Origin of the sequence: Nostoc mirabile CHAB5784 (genome assembly GCF_020829645.1) — a bacterium.
Lineage (GTDB): Bacteria > Cyanobacteriota > Cyanobacteriia > Cyanobacteriales > Nostocaceae > Nostoc > Nostoc mirabile.
Map to the genome: position 1 here is coordinate 18,258 of NZ_JAIVFS010000080.1, position 19,762 is coordinate 38,019.

At 48.5% G+C, this 19,762-nt stretch carries 18 protein-coding genes; 2 read left to right on the forward strand and 16 right to left on the reverse strand.

All coding sequences use genetic code 11. The features are described 5' to 3' along the window. Positions 1-339 precede the first annotated feature (339 nt). The 3 genes from ppsA to LC653_RS32835 all read right to left on the reverse strand — a co-directional run bounded on the left by ppsA (position 340) and on the right by LC653_RS32835 (position 4,262). Positions 340-2,955: a phosphoenolpyruvate synthase gene (gene ppsA, locus LC653_RS32825; RefSeq protein WP_229498797.1), complete on the reverse strand. Its 2,616-nt coding sequence runs from the start codon at positions 2,953-2,955 to the stop codon at positions 340-342. A 103-nt stretch (positions 2,956-3,058) separates the two neighbouring features. Beyond that, positions 3,059-3,631 (reverse strand): dihydrofolate reductase family protein, encoded by a 573-nt coding sequence (locus LC653_RS32830; RefSeq protein ID WP_229498799.1) that lies wholly within the window; start codon positions 3,629-3,631, stop codon positions 3,059-3,061. Positions 3,632-3,824: 193 nt separating this feature from the next. Beyond that, a complete protein-coding gene (locus LC653_RS32835; protein WP_229498800.1) occupies positions 3,825-4,262 on the reverse strand; it encodes a VOC family protein in 438 nt (145 codons plus the stop codon). A gap of 279 nt (positions 4,263-4,541) precedes the next feature. On the opposite strand from LC653_RS32835, the gene LC653_RS32840 reads away from it, so the two are divergent. Continuing rightward, positions 4,542-4,883, forward strand: coding sequence for a hypothetical protein (locus LC653_RS32840; protein WP_229498802.1), 342 nt, complete (start codon positions 4,542-4,544; stop codon positions 4,881-4,883). Between the two features lie 108 nt (positions 4,884-4,991). Next, the gene (locus LC653_RS32845) at positions 4,992-5,411 is read left to right on the forward strand and encodes a hypothetical protein (RefSeq protein ID WP_229498804.1); all 420 of its coding nucleotides are present in this window, start codon (positions 4,992-4,994) and stop codon (positions 5,409-5,411) included. Positions 5,412-5,518: 107 nt separating this feature from the next. Here the strand turns inward: LC653_RS32845 and LC653_RS32850 are convergent, their stop codons facing one another. The 13 genes from LC653_RS32850 to LC653_RS32910 form a co-directional block, all read right to left on the reverse strand. Beyond that, positions 5,519-6,763, reverse strand: a complete 1,245-nt coding sequence (locus LC653_RS32850; protein WP_229498806.1) for a ParM/StbA family protein — start codon at positions 6,761-6,763, stop codon at positions 5,519-5,521. Positions 6,764-7,431: 668 nt separating this feature from the next. After that, positions 7,432-8,808, reverse strand: coding sequence for a dihydrolipoyl dehydrogenase family protein (locus tag LC653_RS32855; RefSeq protein WP_229498808.1), 1,377 nt, complete (start codon positions 8,806-8,808; stop codon positions 7,432-7,434). 141 nt (positions 8,809-8,949) lie between these two features. Then, positions 8,950-9,996: an alpha/beta fold hydrolase gene (locus LC653_RS32860; protein WP_229498810.1), complete on the reverse strand. Its 1,047-nt coding sequence runs from the start codon at positions 9,994-9,996 to the stop codon at positions 8,950-8,952. A 14-nt stretch (positions 9,997-10,010) separates the two neighbouring features. Continuing rightward, a complete protein-coding gene (locus LC653_RS32865; RefSeq protein ID WP_229498812.1) occupies positions 10,011-11,708 on the reverse strand; it encodes a GMC family oxidoreductase in 1,698 nt (565 codons plus the stop codon). A gap of 160 nt (positions 11,709-11,868) precedes the next feature. Further along, positions 11,869-13,215 (reverse strand): epoxide hydrolase family protein, encoded by a 1,347-nt coding sequence (locus tag LC653_RS32870; protein WP_229498814.1) that lies wholly within the window; start codon positions 13,213-13,215, stop codon positions 11,869-11,871. A gap of 84 nt (positions 13,216-13,299) precedes the next feature. Further along, positions 13,300-13,626, reverse strand: coding sequence for an NIPSNAP family protein (locus LC653_RS32875; protein WP_229498816.1), 327 nt, complete (start codon positions 13,624-13,626; stop codon positions 13,300-13,302). A gap of 246 nt (positions 13,627-13,872) precedes the next feature. Next, positions 13,873-14,583 (reverse strand): SDR family NAD(P)-dependent oxidoreductase, encoded by a 711-nt coding sequence (locus LC653_RS32880; protein WP_229498818.1) that lies wholly within the window; start codon positions 14,581-14,583, stop codon positions 13,873-13,875. A 116-nt stretch (positions 14,584-14,699) separates the two neighbouring features. Beyond that, positions 14,700-15,470 (reverse strand): SDR family NAD(P)-dependent oxidoreductase, encoded by a 771-nt coding sequence (locus LC653_RS32885; protein ID WP_229498820.1) that lies wholly within the window; start codon positions 15,468-15,470, stop codon positions 14,700-14,702. A gap of 167 nt (positions 15,471-15,637) precedes the next feature. After that, complete coding sequence (locus tag LC653_RS32890; RefSeq protein WP_229498822.1) at positions 15,638-16,150, reverse strand: YybH family protein; 513 nt, start codon at positions 16,148-16,150, stop codon at positions 15,638-15,640. Between the two features lie 44 nt (positions 16,151-16,194). Further along, the gene (locus tag LC653_RS32895) at positions 16,195-17,061 is read right to left on the reverse strand and encodes an oxidoreductase (RefSeq protein WP_229498824.1); all 867 of its coding nucleotides are present in this window, start codon (positions 17,059-17,061) and stop codon (positions 16,195-16,197) included. Between the two features lie 226 nt (positions 17,062-17,287). Next, positions 17,288-17,950 (reverse strand): VOC family protein, encoded by a 663-nt coding sequence (locus LC653_RS32900; protein WP_229498826.1) that lies wholly within the window; start codon positions 17,948-17,950, stop codon positions 17,288-17,290. A gap of 198 nt (positions 17,951-18,148) precedes the next feature. Beyond that, complete coding sequence (locus LC653_RS32905; RefSeq protein ID WP_229498828.1) at positions 18,149-18,739, reverse strand: DsbA family protein; 591 nt, start codon at positions 18,737-18,739, stop codon at positions 18,149-18,151. A 218-nt stretch (positions 18,740-18,957) separates the two neighbouring features. Beyond that, positions 18,958-19,587 carry a response regulator gene (locus LC653_RS32910; RefSeq protein WP_229498830.1) on the reverse strand — a complete coding sequence of 210 codons (630 nt, stop codon included), beginning with the start codon at positions 19,585-19,587 and terminating at the stop codon, positions 18,958-18,960. Positions 19,588-19,762: the final 175 nt, after the last annotated feature.

Below are 19,762 nucleotides of genomic sequence, written 5' to 3' on the forward strand. Positions count from 1 at the left end.
ACATCTAAAAAATGCTTGTTTAATTTTTAAAAGTTTTGGTTTTAAACAGCCGCATTCCATTTGCAGTCACCAATAGGGAAGTTCCTGTATCAGCTAAGACAGCGATCGCAACCAATAGCTCTTGACCCTGTTCAATATTTCGCTGCCAAAGAAAATCAAGACTTAGGAGTAGTCAAATCCATACGAAAGCCAGTCTCAATCGCTGGATTTGTCTCCTTTTCCTGCACCCTCGCAGACATTAGTGCAATTATCTTAACCTCTCACGAATGCCCTGATTGGGCCGCCTTCCTAGCTTTCATCTTTTATTTAGCTCCCCAGGAGGAAGCAACATCTTCCCCATTATAGGATTTCTACATACCCTTCTGTTCCATGTACGCGAATTTGTTGCCCATCTTTTATCAGTTTAGTAGCATTTTCTACTCCGACAACTGCCGATAAGCCATATTCACGTGCAATAACTGCTCCATGAGTCATCAGTCCACCAACTTCGGTGACTAGACCTTTTATGGATACAAATAATGGTGTCCAGCTAGGGTCAGTAAAGGAGGTGACTAATATATCTCCATCTTCTAGATCAGCATCTTCCATGTTTAGGATGACACGTGCTCGTCCCTCTATAACTCCGGAAGAAACAGGTAGACCTACAATCGCTTCGGCTGGGAGATTTTCTCGTTTGTACTCACCTGTAATGATTTTACCATCAGACGCGATCACACGTGGGGGAGTTAGTTTTTCATATAATTTGTACTCGTCTTTTCGTTTGCTGATGAGCTGGTAATCCAGTTTATTTGTGAGTACGACAGAGCGAAGTTCTTCAAAAGTGAGATAGTATATATCTTCTTTTTCATGAATAACGTTGGCTTGTACGAGTTGTTCGGCTTCTTTCAGTAAAGCCTGCTTATAAACGAAGTAGCGACTAACTATGCCGTATTTTGGATATTCACGATAACCAATGAAATTCCGGTAATGACCGATCATTCGTTTTGTTTCTTCGGCTTTTTGTTCACCATCCGGTAATTGCTTCAACCGCTCTAATAATTCTTGTTCTTTTTGCAAAGCTGACTGTCGCCCTTGCTCAAATTTGCGATCGCCAGCACCAGGCTCAAAGTTTTTGATATTACTGAGAATTATGGGGACAAGCGTCATGGGTTTTTCGCTCCAACGAGGTCTTGTAATATCGATTTCCCCGGCACATCGCATTCCGTATTTGTTTAGATAAGCATAGATAGCGTCTTGGGTTTCCTGTCCACCATCAAACTTAATCAGTTCATCCAGAAAGTTGTCCTCTTTTACCTGTTGTAAATACTCAATCACATCCGGGTAAGGGCGAATCGCATCTGCGACATCCAATAGCGCCAGACCCATGGACGAAGTAATATTGTTAGATACCGATTGAGAAAGCGTGTCTGCTGCGTTTTTCTCACCTAACCACTCCATCATTTTTTCATTGATCCAGGATGAAGCGTTCACACCAGTCATAATCACACCAAAACTTTGTGTATCAGATGACCTCTTCTTTAGTTGCTGGATGTCTTCCAGGATAAAATCAAATAGATCCGATCCTGATTTCGTTTGGATGTTTTGTTTTAACTCTTCTACCGATGTTTCACTACGCTGGATAAACTCACCCACGATCGCCGGATCGTACTCTTTTAGTGTTTGATAATCCGCAGGTGACCGACCTTTATTGCTTTTACCGGAACTTTGTTCTTGCTGATCGTCTGCTAACGACTTGATAAAATCTCCCCGCTCCAGGAGGGTTATCAATGCGTCTTTTATGAGTGGGTCGGATTTTCCTAAGACATCTACTATTATTCCTCTTCTAACAGGTGAAGCCAGTTCATGCGTGACATCAACAAACAACCTTCCGCCAGCTTTATACATGGGGCGGGCAGCGGTTAACTGCCATAAAGATATTCCCAATGGTTTCATGGGGTCGGTCATCATTTGCTGATGACCGACAGAGACATAGACGTGATTTTCTTGATCATTCGCTTCAGGGATGGGGTATAAAGTAGTGATTGGCCGACTCTGGACAATATAAAATGTATCATCAACCAAACACCATTCAATGTCCTGGGGGCGACTGAAATGTTCTTCGATCTTTCTGCCTATGCGCTCAAGCTGTAAAATCTGCTCATCCGTCAGCGCTTGCCTATTCTGTCTCTCAGGCTCAATCTCCTGTGATTTCGTACCGCCATCTTTTAAGGCGTAAATAGCCAGTTTTTTGGTGGATATCTTCTTATCAATAACCTTGCCGTTGCACACTTTATAGATATCAGCATTCACCAGGCCGGAGACGATGGCCTCGCCAAGTCCGAAACTGGCATCAATGGATAACACTTTCCTGTTAGAAGTGACGGGATCGGCAGTAAACAAAATTCCTGCCACCTGCGGAAAGACCATCTTCTGAACCACCACAGACAGGTGGACTTGACGGTGGTCGAAGCCGTTTTGCAGGCGGTAAATTACTGCCCTCTCGGTAAATAGCGATGCCCAGCACTTGCTGATATGCTGATAGATTGCCTCATGTCCGATAATGTTCAAATACGTATCCTGCTGGCCTGCAAAGGAGGCCGTTGGTAAATCCTCAGCTGTGGCGCTGGATCGTACTGCATAGGCATTTTTTTCTCCAAACCTGGAGAGAAGGCGGGCGATCGCTTCATTAATGTCTTGAGGAATGGCTATGCCTTCGATGAAAGAGCGAATCTCACTGCTAAGTTCACCGATTTTATCCCGGTCTTCCACCAATAGATGCGATAACTGATCGAGTAATTCGTTAATCGACGACGTTTCCCCAATGATTCTTTTAAAGGCTTCAGTAGAAATACAAAAGCCATCTGGTACGCGGATTCCTTCAATCTTGGATAGTTCCCCCAGGTTCGCGCCTTTACCCCCAACAACCGTGATTTTTGTTTTGTCAATATCTTGAAAACCAAGCACAAATGAACTCATCAGTTTCCCTCCTTTGGCAATTCATACTACGCTTGCAATCAGCGGCGGCAAACAGCCTCTGCATCACAACCAGGATCTTCAACAGTCCGCTGCATTGCAATTGTTAGGCGGCTCCACTCACACCGCCTTTGTGTACTTCATAGCGCAACTCAGCCATGCCAGCACCCATCTGATGAACAGACACTAGGCGCAGAACTGGGCTTAACACTCTGCGAGGGAATAGCGGCTTACCCTTGCCGAGGGTGGCCGAGCCAACCTGGATGATCAGCTCATCCAGTAAACCAGCATCGTAGAACTGACCAGCCAGATCTCCGCCTCCAACTATCCAGATGTTTTTGGTGTCGGCAGCAGCTCGCATTTCAGTGTGGGCGTGGTGTATATCTCCATTGACGAATCGGATGTTCGCACCTTCGATTATTGTCAGCTTGCGACTAGAGAATATCCAGGCTGGCTGAGTGTATGGCCACGCAAAGCCAGTCTCAGTGGCAACCTTTTGGGCGTTGCGTACCATCCACTTGTAAGTTGCTGATCCCATTGCCAACGCACCCACATCTGAAATGAACTCTGAATAGCTGGAGTCATTCAGATCACCAAGCGGAAACAGCCAATCTAGTGAGTCATTCTCAGTAGCAATGAAGCCATCAAGACTTGTCGCTGTGAAGTACTGAGTTTTCATTTTTGTATGCAACTCCTAAATATGACTTCAAGCGCCTAACGTTCCGGTTGAGCGGCTGCTAGTAACCTTTGCATCCAAACTAAGATTTTTCGATAGTCCGCTCCAACCGGGTTGTTATACGCCAATGAAAGTATCCCAACAGCCGTTCGCTTGCTACAAGGCAAGTGCTCTTCTGCACCTATACGGGAACGCTTTACGCGAGCTGCTCGGCGAGCCCGATGAGAAGTCCTTCGGGGCCGCGGATATAGCAGAGCCGATACGCGTCTTCGTACTGGACTACTTCGCCGACGAGCTGCGCGCCGAGCTTCTGAAGCCTGGCGAGCGTCTCGTCGATGTCGTTCACAGTGAACATGACGCGTAGGTAGCCGAGCGCGTTCACCGGGGCGTTCCGGTGATCGGCGACTACAGGCGGGGTGAGAAATCGCGAGATCTCGAGCCGGCTGTGGCCGTCGGGGGTGACCATCATCGCGATCTCAACGCGCTGGAGACCTAGTCCGGTGACGCGCCCGGCCCATTCTCCTTCGATCGTGGTTCGCCCTTCGAGCTTCATGCCAAGCTCGGCGAAAAAAGAGATGGCGGCATCGAGGGACTCTACCACAATGCCGACGTTGTCCATGCGCTTAAGAGCCATATCATTTCTTCTCATTGTTGACCAGAAACGTCCGGCATTTGCCATTCACATGGCGTATAACAATTTTTTATTGTACAGAGTTTTACTGTAGATCCTCCTATCGAGGCTGAATGAACGCTGAAAATTTTTGAAAACAGGATAGTAGCGGAGGCGTTAGCATTCATTTCCAATTTAAGATTGTTATTTTTTACACGGACTTACATCCAAATAAAGAAGAGAAAGCACTATAGCTGACGCTCAAATCCTTAAGAAGTAACTCTCACATAGGAGATAAAAATTATGGCTACTAAAACAAAAAAAGTTAGTTTAATTGATGACAACGCAATGGGTATTTACCGAATTGCTTCCTACAACGAGCACAAGTTTAATGCAGTCTACTACGGGCTACAAGAAACCTGGGGTAAAACCATTCAAGCGCAATCTCAAGCTAACTGGAATAAAGCACAATGGGATGAATTCAAATCTCGATTTATTGCTACATTTGGTACAGTTAAAAACCCCAAGTACTGTGTACAACAAATGGTTGACTATTCTATTAAGCACTTCAACAAGGGCTTAGAAGAACTACTCGAAGTCAACAAACGTACTTGGCTACAACGCAAACGTCTATTAGCAAAATAATCAGAAATTATCTAATTTTACAGAAAATCTCGCTCATACAGAGTGGGATTTACTTTTTTTACTAATGCTGACGCAGCTAAGAGTGAAAAACTCATCTAGGAGACAACTATGGCTGCTAATAAATCCACTAAATCTCAAGTTATTACAATCGATGATTCGGCAATGGAGCAATTCAAAGTTGAGTCATTCGATGTGCGTAAGTACAACACGATTTTCTATTCAATTCGTGACCTTTACGGACGCGAATCACAACGACAATTAGGGTCTGACAATTTTGACTGGAAAGCTTTTAAGACTCAGTTTGAAATCTGTTTTGGTCGTCCTGAAGATTGTCGTTACACCACAGAACAATTGCTGACTTTCGCACAAAACAAATTCAACATGGGTTTAGAAGACTTGTTGGCTTATAACCGTAAATCATGGGAGCTTCGCAAAAAACGGGAACAACAATATGCACAAATGGAGCAAATTAACCTTGTGGTTAAGCACTCTCCAGAAATTACCAATTCTCCTGTTGATTGCTCCTAAGTATTAGCCCAACAACCATACTAAAATCAAACGATTCAGTTAGAAAGCAACTGTTTTCTTAAGTGTAGTTACAAAAACTGTAACTACACTTATTTTTTCTGAGTCAATCAAACATTCTCATTCACAGCAATAAAGGTACTAGGTCGCTCACATAGCGTAAAGTTATACTTACGCTTAACTTCTTCATCTAGATTATTGAGACTGCCTTCAACAGATTTAGTTAGCGGTACAACCTCAGAGCGTGTATAACCAGTCAGCTTATCAAACTGAATAATCATGTGCTGATGGAACGCCCAAATATCCGCCATCCGATTGCCTATACTAGAAGATATCTCATCAGGTATAAAAATATTACCGTGCCAGGATACCTTAATTCCCTTTTTCTGGAAATAAGCATCTATTTCTGGACGAATGTAATCCGCAGTCCCTCCGCAAAACACCAGTTCTTCAATATCCTCATCCATCTTCGAGCGCAACCACCTGACGATCGCACGCCAATACTCATCTCTAGCAAGCAATAAAGCCTTGGACATCGATTCACCATCAAGTTGAATTTCATCGTGTTTACGCTTGCGTGAGAGTTTCTGCATCACCAAGGGATCACAACTAACTCCAGCTTCTACCAACACCTCGATAATATTGGGATTATCAGGGCTTAGTCCCGATGTCTTGGAAGTAAAATTATTCACTAGCCAAGACATACCAAAATTGCTGGTTATTCCCGCACCAATTGAACCACTGCGAAAGGTAAAAATACTTGCGTTGCGATAACCAAGCATTACATACATAGAAGCAGGCATATTATTGCCAAGCGATCGCCTACGGTGGAAAAATATTCCACTACCCTCAGAAGCTGCATCATAACGAAGCATTTTCACCCGCATCTTACCTGCTGGTGTATCAAACCCCCGAAACGCATCTTTTAACCGAACTTGTAACTGTTCCTTGTCTTGCACCTCGCCCGGCGGCAGCAGGACACTCAAGTAAGCTGCAATATCATTACCCAGGTTCAACTTCTCCTTAACCAACCAAAATGCACCGCAAATTTTGGGGACTGCTAGTTCGTACTTTAGCTCTTTCAGTTGCGATATACCCCCAAACCGACGACGAGCAAGTTCTCCCAAGGCGTAATACTCATCACCGATTCCTACCCAAGCACGAGATTCAGGACTACCTTCTTGTTGAATGCTCTTAATCGAAGCTTTAGCAACATCCGCTACTTCTGAGTCTAAAAGTAAAACAATAGGCTTTCCTTCTGGATACTCCTGAACGATAGCTTTGATTTTACTTGCACCCATGTCAATCGTAATTACTATCTTTTTTACGTCCGTTTTCTCCTTAGCTTTAGGCATATTTTTATATTTTATTAATTTTTACTATCGTTCCTAATTTAACCGAAATTGGAAAAATACAGTGGCGTAAAACACTTTCTTTACAGGGTTTAACAGCTTTTTTACATACAAAGTGCGTAGAGAAAAAACCATTACAGCGATGTTCCTTAATGGCGCTACAGCATTCATACTCAACTTCATTGAGTAGAGGTTTACTGTAAACTGCTAGCAACCAAGCTCAAATTGCCAGGAAGCTAACTAAAGTAGCTCCATAACGCTAATATCAAATCAAAACCGTAAATCCTAAGTACATTAAAGTATTAAATATTGCTTTAATGCCCGTTATTCAAATCACCTCCTAAATCATGACTAAATTACCCCAATCACACCCAAATTCTGTATCAACTAAAAGTTGAATTATTAAACAAAATTAGCTTTTTGCTTGTAATTCAAACAATACGATTGTCATTATCAAACCCCGTATTACCTCAATCATCCCCGCAATTACCCCACTAAAAAGTATCGCAATTGTGCAGTCTTGTACGATAACAAGGTATGTCAAATGGGGCTAATTACACATTTGCTTTGCTGTAAAATTTTTGATTGTAGCTTTTACAGATGAGATATATGAAGTGATTATTCTAAGCGATCGCCCATATTCAAGTTAGTAGTTATTGGTTGCTATTTTCTTACATATTGGGACAGGTTGGCATATCATCTTCAATGAGTAGCCTTGCGAGACTGGGCAATGCCTCACCGTAAGTTGGGTGAATGTGAACCGATTGTTCGAGTATCTGCCACGTTGCTTTAGCTTCCATCAGCGACAAAAAGACATGCACGAGTTCAGCTGCTTCGTATCCAACCAGGGTTGCTCCTAAAATCAAATTTGTGTGGGTGTCGATGACCATGCGGTAGAAACCCAGCTCGTGCCCCCACTCAATGCTACGGGCGATGTGAGCCATCGGTAGGGTAACTTCGCGGGCAGAGATACCCTGTTTCTGAGCCTGCTCTAATGTCATACCCACTCGCCCCACTTGCGGCTCAGTGTAAACGGCATAACCTAACACCCGATCGTTGCGCGTCCGCTGTTCGCCACACAGAATGGCTTTCAAGCGGCGATAGTCTTCCCAAGAAACATGCGTAAAAGCAGGCTGTTTGGCAGCGTCCCCGATCGCATAAATCCCAGCGCAAGTCGTTTGAAATTGATCATCGATTTTAATAAAACCCTGTGCATCTAATTCAACGCCTGTCACCACAGAATTTAATGCCTGAGTATTCGGTTTGCGCCCAGTCGCAATCAGCAATGCTTCTCCATCCAGTACTTCACCATTGTTCAGCGTTAGGGTAAACACACCGTTGGTATAAGCAACCTGCTGAACAGTCACATTGAAATGCAGTCCAATTCCATCTTGCTCAAAAGCATCAGCAAGCACAGCACTGACATCGAATTCTTCTTGAGCCAGCAAGCGATCGCCCCGCACAATCAATTCGGTTTGGCTCCCTAAACGTGCCATTCCCTGCCCTAACTCCAGGGCAATATAGCCACCGCCGACCACGAGCAAGCGGGGCTGAATCTGCTGCAAATCAAAGAAATTTCGGTTGGTCAGATAAGGCGTTCCAGCTAAACCAGGAATATCAGGAATAGTAGAGGATGTTCCTGTGTTGATAACAATGATCGGAGCCTGTACAGCCACACCTCCTCCGCTTACAGTTCGCTCTCCGGTGAAAGCAGCTTCAGCGCAGACAACTCTAACTCCTGCACTGTCTAGTCGCCGTTTGACACCCTGGTTAAACTGGCTGCGAATGCTACGCACACGCTCCATCACTGTAGAAAAATTGACTTCAAGGAGCGCGTGTATGCCTAGCTTTGCAGCTTGTCGAGCGCGACCTGCGGCGTGGGCAGCAGCTAGAAAGGCTTTAGAAGGTGTACAGCCATAGTTGATGCAACTGCCGCCCAACGCATCGCGCTCAAACAGAACGACGTTCTTCCCTGCTTTGGCAAAGTCAGCCGCGAGGGGAACTCCGCCCTGACCGCTGCCAATCACAATCACATCTGCTGTTTCCATTGTTACCTCGGTTGATAGTTGGTCATTACAGTTTGTCGAGTCCGACTGGCTTTAATTAAAATAATTCGTAATTCGTAATTCGTAATTAAGTTTTGTGACGGGGATTTAGACCCCGAGCCAAAACGTTCTGCCTAAACATGATCAGTAATCATCAACTTCGACGACAGCTTTGGCAAACTCCTGCGGCGCTTCTTGAGGCAGGTTGTGTCCGATGCCGCCTTTGATTGTACGGTGCGAATATTTGCCCGAGAATTTTTGGGTGTAGGAACTGGGTTCTGGATGTGGCGCGCCATTGGCATCACCCTCTAGCGTGATGGTGGGTACGACGATCGCGGGGGCTGCGGCCAGTCGCTTCTCGAACTCGTCATACTTCGATTCGCCTTCGACCAGACCGAGCCGCCAGCGATAGTTATGAATCACGATACTGACATGATCGGGGTTGTTAAAGGATGCTGCGCTGCGATTGAAGGTCGCATCATCGAAGTTCCACTTCGGCGAAGCAAGCTGCCAGATGAGCTTGGCAAAGTCGTGTCGATATTTGTCGTAACCTGCCCGACCGCGATCGGTAGCAAAATAATATTGGTACCACCATTGAAGTTCAGCCTTTGGTGGCAACGGCATCTTGCCGGATTCCTGGCTACCGATCAGATAACCGCTCACCGAGACCAGCGCCTTGCAGCGTTCAGGAAAGAGTGCCGCGATGATGTCGGCTGTTCGTGCTCCCCAATCAAATCCAGCGAGGATTGCCTGCTCGATCTTGAGGGCATCTATCAGAGCGATGATATCAAGGGCGATCGCCGATGGTTGACCATTCCGGAACGTTTCGCTCGAAAGAAACCTCGTCGTGCCATAGCCACGCAGATAGGGGACGATCACCCGGTAACCCGCCGATGCTAACAAAGGCGCAACATCGACGAAGCTGTGAATGTCGTAGGGCCAGCCGTGCAGCAGAATGACCGCCTTACCATCGGTGGGACCGGTCTCAGCGTATCCGATGTTCAGGGCACCTGCATTGATCTGCTTTAGTGAACTGAATGAAGTGTTTGTTCCTGCTTTAGTTGGGGTTGCATTTGCTATCTGGCTAGATTGTCTGTCTACAGAACTAAATCCGCCAAGCTGAGTAGCAGCAAGGGTCATAACCGCAGTGCCCAGAAAGCAACGGCGATTAGAATTAATTTCATTAGACATTGTTCTCTCTCCCATTAGGTGGAAATTGATTTTGTCGCGCCTGAGTCGGTTTGTACGATGGCTTGCAACTGATGTTCGAGACGTAGAATTTTCGCTGCCCGCTCTCCGATGATCACGCAGGGAGCCATTGTGTTGCCAGTCGTGATTCGCGGCATGATTGATCCATCCGCAATCCGGAGATTGGCAATGCCATAGACTCTCAGATTGCTATCGACCACCGACATCGAATCCCGTCCCATCTTCGCAGTACAAGTTTCGTGCCAGAAGCTTGTTGCCGCATTTCGAATAAAATGTTCAAGTTCGGCTCCTTTCAAATTCCCTGGCATCACTTCGCGTTTGACAAATGGGCGTAGTGGAGCGGAGTTCCCGACTTCGCGGCAGAGTTCGACACACGCGATCGCCGCCTTGAGATCATCCGGATCAGATAGCGTGTTGGCATCAATCATGATCGGGTCGGACGGATTAGAACCCGTGAGGCGCAAGCGACCTCGGCTTTTGGGATGGGCGACTGCCCCGAATAACGTCCAGCCTGCATCGGGTAAGCCAAACCGGGCGACATTCTCGGCAGTGGATTTTGGCACTTCAGCCTGACAGACAAATAGATTTGGACTGTCCAGACCGGACTGGCTCGTCGAGAAAAAGATGGCTTCGGACAGGTTGTTTCGGGGTGCGATCGCTTCCTGATACTCCCAAACACAATCAAATGCTACATGGTCTTGAAAATTTTGCCCCACACCGGGAAGGTGCTGCACGACCGGAATTCCCAAACGTTGCAACTCAGCCTCATCGCCAATGCCAGATTGCATCAGCACCTTCGGCGTATGGATCGCACCGAGCGACAGTACAATTTCGACTGCCGCACCAATGCGATAGAGTGTGCCACGGTAAGAAATCTCCACGCCAGTCGCCCGCTTACCCTGGAACATCAGCCGCGTCACCAGTGCATGAGTGAGAACCGTCAGATTGGGTCGATCCATATAAGGGAAGACGTAGGAGCGGAAGATAGATTCGCGCTTGCCATTGCGGACTCGCACATCGCTGATAGCGGCGCCCTTCACTGCTTCCATCATGCGACCGTTCGGATTCTCGAAAGTAGGAATACCGACCGATCGCGCTCCTGCGATCGTTGCGGGTGCGATCGGGTTTGGATCTGGCGCGGGCTGCACAAAGACGGGTCCTCCCGTTCCCCGGTACATCGGGTCTGGCGCACCATGCCAATCTTCCAGGCGGCGATAGAGATTCAAGACCGATTCATAGCCCCAGGCTGGATCATTCACTTCAGCGGCGAAGAGATCCCAATCGTGCTGGTGTCCGCGTGCCCAAACCATGACGTTGATGCTTGATCCACCGCCGAGTACTTTGCCCATCGAGAACGGAATTGAACGATCGTTCACATGGGGATTTGGCTGTCCCTGGAAGCTCCAGTCGCGATCGCTTCCAAGATTCATAAACCATTGATTCGCGGCGACAACACTGGGTACATCATCGGTGCCGCCAGCTTCAAGCAGTAGAACGCTAACATCCGGGTTCTCAGCCAGTCTGCGGGCAACTACTGAGCCAGAAGACCCAGATCCGCAAACAATAAAATCGTACTGGTGTCTTAGTTCAGAGGTGAGCTTGTGCTGGTTGCTGCGGACGCGATCGGTGAAATTGTCATCATTACTGGTGCTACCCGGATTGTTGTCCCGTTCATGCTCAAAATTCGTTTTCATTGGGTCTACCTTGTTTTCAAAATCGAAATGATTCCGTTAGATCTGTCACTCGGCTCAAAATCGGTAGAGACGCTTAAGTTCCGCCACTTTCGTTCAATCCCACGTTTAAAAACGTGGGTTCCCTTCTGCCTTCTGCCTTCTGAAGTTCTTTCCAAAGGAGTCATTTTGACGCGCGCAGCGATCTGAACGCTGCCCTGAGTTCTTGAGTAAAAATCGTTGGCTGCTCCCACGCCGCGAAGTGTCCGCCCTTTTCCACTCGGTTATAGTGGATGAGTTTGGGATACGCCCGCTCTGTCCAACTTCGCGGGGCTGCATATATCTCATTAGGAAAGACGCTCACGGCAACCGGAATGGCGACGTGTTTAGGGTCGAAAAAGACAAACTTATTCTCCCAATACAGACGAGCCGAAGAGACAGCCGTGTTCGTCAACCAGTAAAGCGTGATGTTGTCGAGGATGTCGTCTCGCGTCAGTCCCTCAGACTGTCCGTCAAAGACACGTGCGATGAGCGCATAGCTGCGTGCATCGTGGTCGAGTATCCAGGCAGCCAGACCGATCGGTGAATCCGCAATGCCGTACAGCGTTTGCGGGCGGTTCGCCATCTCCTGAGCGTAGCCAAGTCCGTGCTTATAGAAAAAGTCGAGCTGATCCCACGCGTTCTTCTCTTCGGCTGAGAAACCGGATGGCGGTGGGTCGCCGAACTTGAGTGCTTTTGCAACATCGGCTGGAACAGTGGCAGGCATGTTGGTATGAATGCCGAGCAGTCCCGGAGGTGTCAGCAGGGCCATTTGCTCTGTGACTGCATTCCCCCAATCACCCCCTTGCGCCACAAATCGCGAGTAGCCAAGGCGCTGCATCAGCACAACCCAGGCGCGTGCGATACGGGCGGGGTCCCAGCCGGTCGTGGTCGGCTTGCCTGAAAAACCATAGCCTGGAAGCGAGGGAATCACGAGGTCGAAAGCGTCCGCTGCATTGCCGCCATCTGCCGTGGGGTTGACCAGTGGCTCAATAATCTTCAGTTGCTCGATGATCGATCCGGGCCAGCCGTGCGTGACGATGAGCGGCAAGGCGTTTTCCTGGTTCGATCGAACGTGAATGAAATGAATATCAAGTCCATCGATCGTGGTGATAAATTGCGGTAGAGCCTTCAGTTTCGCCTCAACCTTGCGCCAGTCGTAATCGGTTGCCCAATAGCGCGCGAGTTTCTGAGTCGTTGCGAGCTGCACACCCTGCGACTGATCGGCGACCGTCTCCTTTTCGGGCCATCGCGTTGCTACGATGCGACGGCGGAGGTCGTCGAGTGCCGCTTGCGGAACGTTGATGTGGAAGGGACGGATTGTAGTTGTGTCGGTGTGCAAGGTTTCAAGTTGAGTCATGGTAGTCTCCTTTGGTGTTACTTTGCTGGATTGGGCATTGGCAGAACCGAATCGACCTAGCTGTGTAGTCGCAATAGTCATCGCCGCAATGCCCAAAAAGCGGCGGCGTTGTTGGTTGATTTTTTTAGACATTGATCGTTCTCTGATTGGATTTAGCTCATTGAAACTGACAAAACTTTCGTAACCCCAGACATCATCTAGAACTCACCCCATCGCTCACTTCACCGAGGAGAAGGCGGTCGGTTTAAGCAGTTCGTTGCTGATGTTTTGCACGAGTGGACCGTCCTTCTCACTCTCTTTACTGATCGCGATCCATTCGGGGTCGGCGAGAAATGCACTCCAACGCTCCTGACGCTCAGCCATGCTGTCCCAAGCGAGCAGGTAGGTGAGTTGCTGGTTGCTCTCGCCAATTAGCGTCGTCCAGAACCCAGCTTGGCGGATGCCATGTTTTTCCCAGATCTGTATCGTGTGGTTCTGAAAGCGCGAAATCAGTGCTGGCAGTCGTCCGGGCAAGGATTGATAAATGCGTAATTCATAGATCATAGCTGTGTTCCTTTTTGGAAGTGTCAGAGTTACAACCGTTTCCATTTGCATTAACTACACCCCACACCCAAATTCGTCAGCGTATGTGTATGTATGGCTTACTAAACTGAAAACTGCTGCATTTTTCTGATCGCAAGGCGGTGTTAACAAACTTTGGGGGTTTAAGTCCCCAGCAAGATAGGCAGCGCGTTTTGATGCCTCAGCTAAATCCCCGTCACAAAACGTAATTGCGAATTGCGAATTGGTTTAATGCCCCGCGCTCTGTCCACCATCGACATGCAGGATTTCGCCCGTCACAAAGTTGGCTGATTCGAGGTAGAGGATGGCATCGACAACATCAGATATCTCGCCCATGTGACCGATTGGGTGCAGGGCATCAAGCTGGGCATGGGTCTCGGCGGGATGCATTGGTGTCTTGATAGTACCCAGCGCGATCGCGTTCACCCGGATACCACGCTTGGCATACTCGATTGCCAATGATTTGGTCGCGGCATTCAGTCCACCCTTGGTCAGCGATGCGAGTACAGAGGGTACGCCCGCGATCGCGTGGTCAACCAGGCTCGTCGAAATCTGCACGATATGACCACTGTCCTGCTTTTCTATCTCGGCAATGGCGAGTTGCGTGATGTGAAAGAAGCCAGTGACGTTGGTGCTCAGGGTAGCTTCGTAGTCAGCCTCGGTGTATTGAGTAAAGGGCTTGGCGATGAAGATGCCAGCGTTGTTAACCAGCGTGTCAATGCGCCCGAAGCGGGTCACGCCTTCGATGATTGCCCGCTCGGCAGTTTTGCGATCGGCAATATCGCCGGACACCACCACGACTCCATCGTCGTCCGATGGCTGAATTGAGCGTGAGATTGCAACCACTTGATAGTTGCGATCGCGATACGCCTTGACGAGGGCTGCGCCGATGCCCTGCGACGCGCCGGTAATCACAGCGACTTTCTGTTCAGTGCCCATAGTAAACCTCTTTTGTGATTTTGAGGGATTAGTGGAACGAGGGTCGAATCTATTGAACGGTACAATACTCAACTGAATTCTGACTCCTGACTCCTGAATTCTGTTTGTTGAAAGGTTCAACGGAAAGCCGCTCCACCGATTGGAGAACCTACAATGCCACCATCAACAAAAAGTTCAACCGACTGGATATAGGACGAATCGTCTGAGGCAAGAAAAAGGACGGCTTTGGCAATATCGTCGGGTTCACCTAAACGACCCAGTGGAATTGCTGCTGCCCATTGCGCCGTCAGTTCGTCCGCCTTCTCAGACGAAGTAGACCCACGCCTCCAGATAGGGGTTCTTGTCGCTCCCGGTGCAACGACGTTGACCCGAATGTTGCGGGGAGAAAGCTCGTATGCCAGCGATCTCGCCATACCGCGAACACCTGCCTTACTTGCTGCATAGGCTGAGCGTCCGGGATTACCCAGTGAACCGATAACGGAACCGTTCAAGATAATTGAGGAGCCATCATTGAGCAGTGGCAGTGCGGCTTGAACTGTAAAGAAAACGCTGGTGAGATTGACGCGAATGATGTTCTCAAACACCGCTTCGTCAGTGCTTCCTACAGGGGTTGCTCCACCAATCCCAGCATTGGCGAAGACGATATCCAGGCTGCCGAAACGTTGACCAATTTTGCTGAAAAGGTCAGTACGGGCATTGGAGTCCGTCACGTCTGCACGATAGGCAGCAGCTTTTGGACCCAGTTCTGCGACAGCGGCATCGAGCGTCTTCTGATCTCGACCCGTAATTGCCACTTCAGCCCCTTCGTGAATGAAGAGTCGAGCGGTGGCAAAGCCAATGCCGCTGTTTCCCCCCGTAATCAGTGCCTTCTTACCTTCAAGTTTCATAACAATCTCCCTTGAAAAGCGAATAGGTGAATGTTGCAAATTACCGTCCGAGAGTGTGTTCGCACTCCGCTCCGTCACAACAACTTTTGCACCTTCGTCGTCAAACGCTTGAGCCGTTGCCAGTCCAATTTGCAGTTTATATTTATCGGATCAATCTGTTGTGGAGATCACGCCGCAACTTTATCGTTTACGGCAAGTTGATACGCTTCTAGCAGTTTCACATTGTCGATCGATCCGTGATGATGAATCTGCCGCCACCCACCGTCCTTTTCCGAGTACTGAAAACAGCGGCTCGTTCTGAATCTAAGTGGAATAATGCGAGCTTTAGTTGTAAATTCACCCCGCTCTTCTCCAGCAAAGATGGCTGTCTCTCCACTGAAGTACTCCACAACATCCTGGAACTCAACCCAGACGTTTAACGATCCTGTGAAGAGTTTGGAGTAGATATCTCGAATCGGCTCATAGCCTCGGAGCATTCCTCCCACCGGATTGTTTAGTTGAACCAGTGGACGGTTGAGCCAGATCTGAGTAAGCGTCTCAAGCGAGTGTTGATTGAAGGCATAATAGAACGTTTCAAGTGCCGCACGCGCCCCTGCTTCTGACGGCTGAGTCGTTTCATTCAGCAAGTTACGAGCCGCTTTGCCATAGCTCGTGGTGAGATAGTTCACTATGAAGGTCATTGATTTTGTTCTCCTTTGGAAAACGAAGGTGTGAATGTTGCAGCTCAGGCGATGGTCGCAGTCGCTATGCGGTGGTCATGGTCGGTACTGATAGCGACTGGCAGCCACGCTTCGATTTCCTGTGCCATTTTTGCGGCGTTGCTCCGGTACATTGCGATCGCGTCCTTGCCAACGGGCAAATGCAGCGGCGGACGGTCTGTATTGGCAAGTTGAAGAATCATCTGAGCCAGCTTTTTCGGATCACCGGGTTGGTGCCCGTGTAGCGCATCGGCTCCGCTCCGCATCGGTCCTACTGTTGTCTCGTAATCGGGAATGATGGTTTTAGCGGCGACGTAAGATTCAGTGCTTAAGAAGTCAGTCGTAAAAAGACCGGGAGCGACTGCCGTGATGTGAATGCCGAGCGGTGCCAATTCGATCGCCAGCCCCTTCGAGAGACCTTCGACGGCAAACTTTGTAGACCCATACAATCCCCAGCCCGGAACTGCATCGTAACTAAACAAAGACGAGATATTGATAATCCGCCCAGACTTTTGCTGGCGCAGGTACGGCAACACAGCACGAGTCACGTTCAGTACCCCAAACACGTTGGTATCGTACAGTTTTCGGACTTCGGCATCCGTGGCTTCCTCGATCGCTGTCACTATGCCATACCCGGCATTGTTGACTAAAATATCAACCCGACCAAAATGGGCAATCCCTTGCTCGACAGCCACTTGTACCTGGTTTTCCTGAGTGACATCCATCTGCACCACGTACAGATCCGGGTGGTTGTGCAGGGTAGTAGCGAGTTGTGCAGGCTGACTGCGAACCGTTGCCACCACCTGATCGCCCGCTGCCAGGGCTGCTCTGGCAATTTCTAAGCCAAAGCCCCTGGAGGCTCCGGTAATGAACCATACTTTCTGCGTTTGCATCGTGTGTCCTCGTTTTATAGCGCTTCTCACTTGCATTCCTGACACCCCACACCCTGCCTAACCAGGCTGTACTGCACTCAACAGAGAATTGCTATAGGTGTTGTCTAGTACAGCACGGCGGAAATAAGCCACCCATTTGAAATGTCTAAAACCCTTACGTAATGGTAATTACGAATTACGAATTCCGCCTTGCGGTACTAGTGTGTTGGCGCTCAGAGTGAGCGCCTCATCTGGAAAGAACTGGAAAAGCCTCTTCCATGTAACGGTCAGCGGCGATGGCTGCCTCTTCTGAACTGCTGCCGTTCTGACGCGCACTCAGGTAAGGCGCGTACCAGTCCGACCAGTGGTGCTCGGCGTGCGTCTTCTCGTAGTGGTCGTGGTGCTCTGCTGTCTCGCCAAGAAGGTTTGCCAGGGTTGCAACGTCTATGTCTCGTGCTGGCGTAGAGTTCCACACGCGACCGGGAGCGCGAGTCTTCACTTCTTGAAGCACCCAACCATTGCCGTCTGGATCGCTGAATGAGGCAAAGGAAGCATAGTCGCGACGTTTCGGATCGGGACCAGATACCCGTCCTTCGGTTCCGGCGTGGTGGAAGATCCCTCCGATGTCGTGAAACACCTCACTCACCTCGACCCCCCGATCGACGAGTTCGGCGCGGGCTGCCTCGATGTCAAAAACAACGAGGTGCAAACCTTGCACTGATCCCGGCACGGCTGAGGTGATTCCGGTGCCGATGATGATCGAGCATTCTGAGTTGGGAGGGGTTAATTGCACCACCCGGAAGTCCTCACCGGTTATGAAGTCAGCATCCAGGCGCCATCCCAATGACTCATAGAAGCGCTTAGCCCGATCGACATCGGAGACGGGCAATGTTAAGACCTCAAGTTTCATATTTTTACTGTCCACGTTAATGCTGCTCCTGCTTGTTGTTCTCCATTAGGTTGGCGTTAGGTTCGTGAGCTTGATGCCTATTTGCTTACACTTCAGTCTTCAGGGAGCGCAATGCGACCATCGCTCAATTCAGAACACTCAAGTTCTTTGAGCAAAAACGCAACTTAATCGTTCTGCTTTGAATTGTGTGATTAAGGATCAAAGCACTTCATTACTTGCAGCGATAATGGCTGCCATCAATTGCTCCATGTCCCAGCGATGTCTGCGGCGGGCTACACCGGAGCAATACCGAATTCCATTAATGAACAAGGCTGGTGCAGTGACTACTCCACTTTGCTGACCACTCTCGATATCTTGATTGATGCGGTCAACATGGACTTGTTTGGAGATATCCTGCAAAAATTTGTAAATGTCGAGACCTAAATGATTGGCATACTCAACGAGATAGCCGTTTCCCAATGCTTCTTGGTGGGTGAGCAGCATCTCGTGCATCTGCCAAAACTGACCTTGCGCTGCTGCTGCTTCTGCTGCTTGGGCTGCCTTTTGTGCTTGAGGATAGATTGAATGTTCGATAAAGTGACGAAACACTACACAAATCGAATTTTTCTCAGTCAGCCCGGTATTGAAATCTTGCTGAATTGCTTGAATCAACTGATGCATTTCCCTGAACTGAAGAGATTGGTAATTTCCATATTCCACGAGTATGACTGGGGCATTGAGCATCCCCTGATAGCGATCGCGTTCGGAAGGCGGAACAAAAAGTTGATTAAAATTCCTATCTTGATTCATCGGATACTGTATCAAAAAGGGTTTCTCACAGCATCAAGGGATTCGCATGACTTCTATCTGTGATTCCTCCCGACTCCGTTATTTGTATGTCTTTAGCTTATGAAATTAATTCAGCTTTGTCGCCAACTCAAAGTTGAGTGATTGAAGCGATGAAACAACAGTTGCTTACTATCTCAACAACGAACCCTCAACCGAACTTAAGTTCAGTTGGGCTTGTTTCACAACTTAGCGAGTCCTCGCTTCAGTGCGGTAATTACCGCTTGAGTGCGATCGCTCACACCTAATTTGCTCAAAATTTTGTTGATGTGAAATTTGACAGTACTTTCAGTAATATTCAAAGCCGCAGCAATATCGTGATTCCTCAATCCAAGCACCATCTGTCGAAGAACCTCTTGTTCTCGATCGCTCAACTCTGGAATGTTCATCCGTTCCACTAGTTTGGCAGCGACTTCGGAAGGGATATATTGTTGTCCGCTGTGAACAATATGAATCGCATTCAGGAGTGCATCCGGTTCTGCGTCCTTCAGCAGATAGCCCTTAGCTCCGGCGCGTAATGCTCGATAAATATCTTCGTCCCCGTCATAAGTGGTCAGTACAATTATGCGGGCATGGGTGAATTCAGCACAGATGGCGACGATCGCATCAACGCCGCTGATCTGGGGCATCCGTAAGTCGATTAAGGTGACATCAGGCTGGAGTTGTCGATATTGAGCGATCGCTTCTTGTCCATTGCCCCCTTGACCTACCACCGTCATATCTGGCTCATTTTCAATCATCGCGGCTAGCCCTTGCCGGACTATTGAGTGATCGTCAACAATCAAAACACGGATTGCTGTAGAGTGACTCACGTTGACGCCTCCCGATGTACGGATACGAGCGTTTCTGTTCCCTGTCCCAGTCGGCTCTCAATTGAGAGTTGTGCCCCAATGCGTTCCGCTCGTTCGGTAATCCCCAGTAAGCCAAACCCCCGATTTAGGGTTGTATGGTTGGCTTCAAATCCTTGTCCATTGTCTTTAATTCGTA

Bases quoted from the DNA above. Each gene is read 5' to 3' on its own strand.
- LC653_RS32835 (WP_229498800.1), bottom strand. From the start codon at position 4,262: ATGGCTCTTAAGCGCATGGACAACGTCGGCATTGTGGTAGAGTCCCTC.
- LC653_RS32900 (WP_229498826.1), bottom strand. From the start codon at position 17,950: ATGAAACTTGAGGTCTTAACATTGCCCGTCTCCGATGTCGATCGGGCT.
- LC653_RS32855 (WP_229498808.1), bottom strand. From the start codon at position 8,808: ATGGAAACAGCAGATGTGATTGTGATTGGCAGCGGTCAGGGCGGAGTT.
- LC653_RS32830 (WP_229498799.1), bottom strand. From the start codon at position 3,631: ATGAAAACTCAGTACTTCACAGCGACAAGTCTTGATGGCTTCATTGCT.
- LC653_RS32840 (WP_229498802.1), top strand. From the start codon at position 4,542: ATGGCTACTAAAACAAAAAAAGTTAGTTTAATTGATGACAACGCAATG.
- LC653_RS32885 (WP_229498820.1), bottom strand. From the start codon at position 15,470: ATGAAACTTGAAGGTAAGAAGGCACTGATTACGGGGGGAAACAGCGGC.
- LC653_RS32870 (WP_229498814.1), bottom strand. From the start codon at position 13,215: ATGTCTAAAAAAATCAACCAACAACGCCGCCGCTTTTTGGGCATTGCG.
- LC653_RS32890 (WP_229498822.1), bottom strand. From the start codon at position 16,150: ATGACCTTCATAGTGAACTATCTCACCACGAGCTATGGCAAAGCGGCT.
- LC653_RS32865 (WP_229498812.1), bottom strand. From the start codon at position 11,708: ATGAAAACGAATTTTGAGCATGAACGGGACAACAATCCGGGTAGCACC.
- LC653_RS32895 (WP_229498824.1), bottom strand. From the start codon at position 17,061: ATGCAAACGCAGAAAGTATGGTTCATTACCGGAGCCTCCAGGGGCTTT.
- LC653_RS32860 (WP_229498810.1), bottom strand. From the start codon at position 9,996: ATGTCTAATGAAATTAATTCTAATCGCCGTTGCTTTCTGGGCACTGCG.
- LC653_RS32875 (WP_229498816.1), bottom strand. From the start codon at position 13,626: ATGATCTATGAATTACGCATTTATCAATCCTTGCCCGGACGACTGCCA.
- LC653_RS32845 (WP_229498804.1), top strand. From the start codon at position 4,992: ATGGCTGCTAATAAATCCACTAAATCTCAAGTTATTACAATCGATGAT.
- LC653_RS32905 (WP_229498828.1), bottom strand. From the start codon at position 18,739: ATGAATCAAGATAGGAATTTTAATCAACTTTTTGTTCCGCCTTCCGAA.
- LC653_RS32850 (WP_229498806.1), bottom strand. From the start codon at position 6,763: ATGCCTAAAGCTAAGGAGAAAACGGACGTAAAAAAGATAGTAATTACG.
- LC653_RS32880 (WP_229498818.1), bottom strand. From the start codon at position 14,583: ATGGGCACTGAACAGAAAGTCGCTGTGATTACCGGCGCGTCGCAGGGC.
- ppsA (WP_229498797.1), bottom strand. From the start codon at position 2,955: ATGAGTTCATTTGTGCTTGGTTTTCAAGATATTGACAAAACAAAAATC.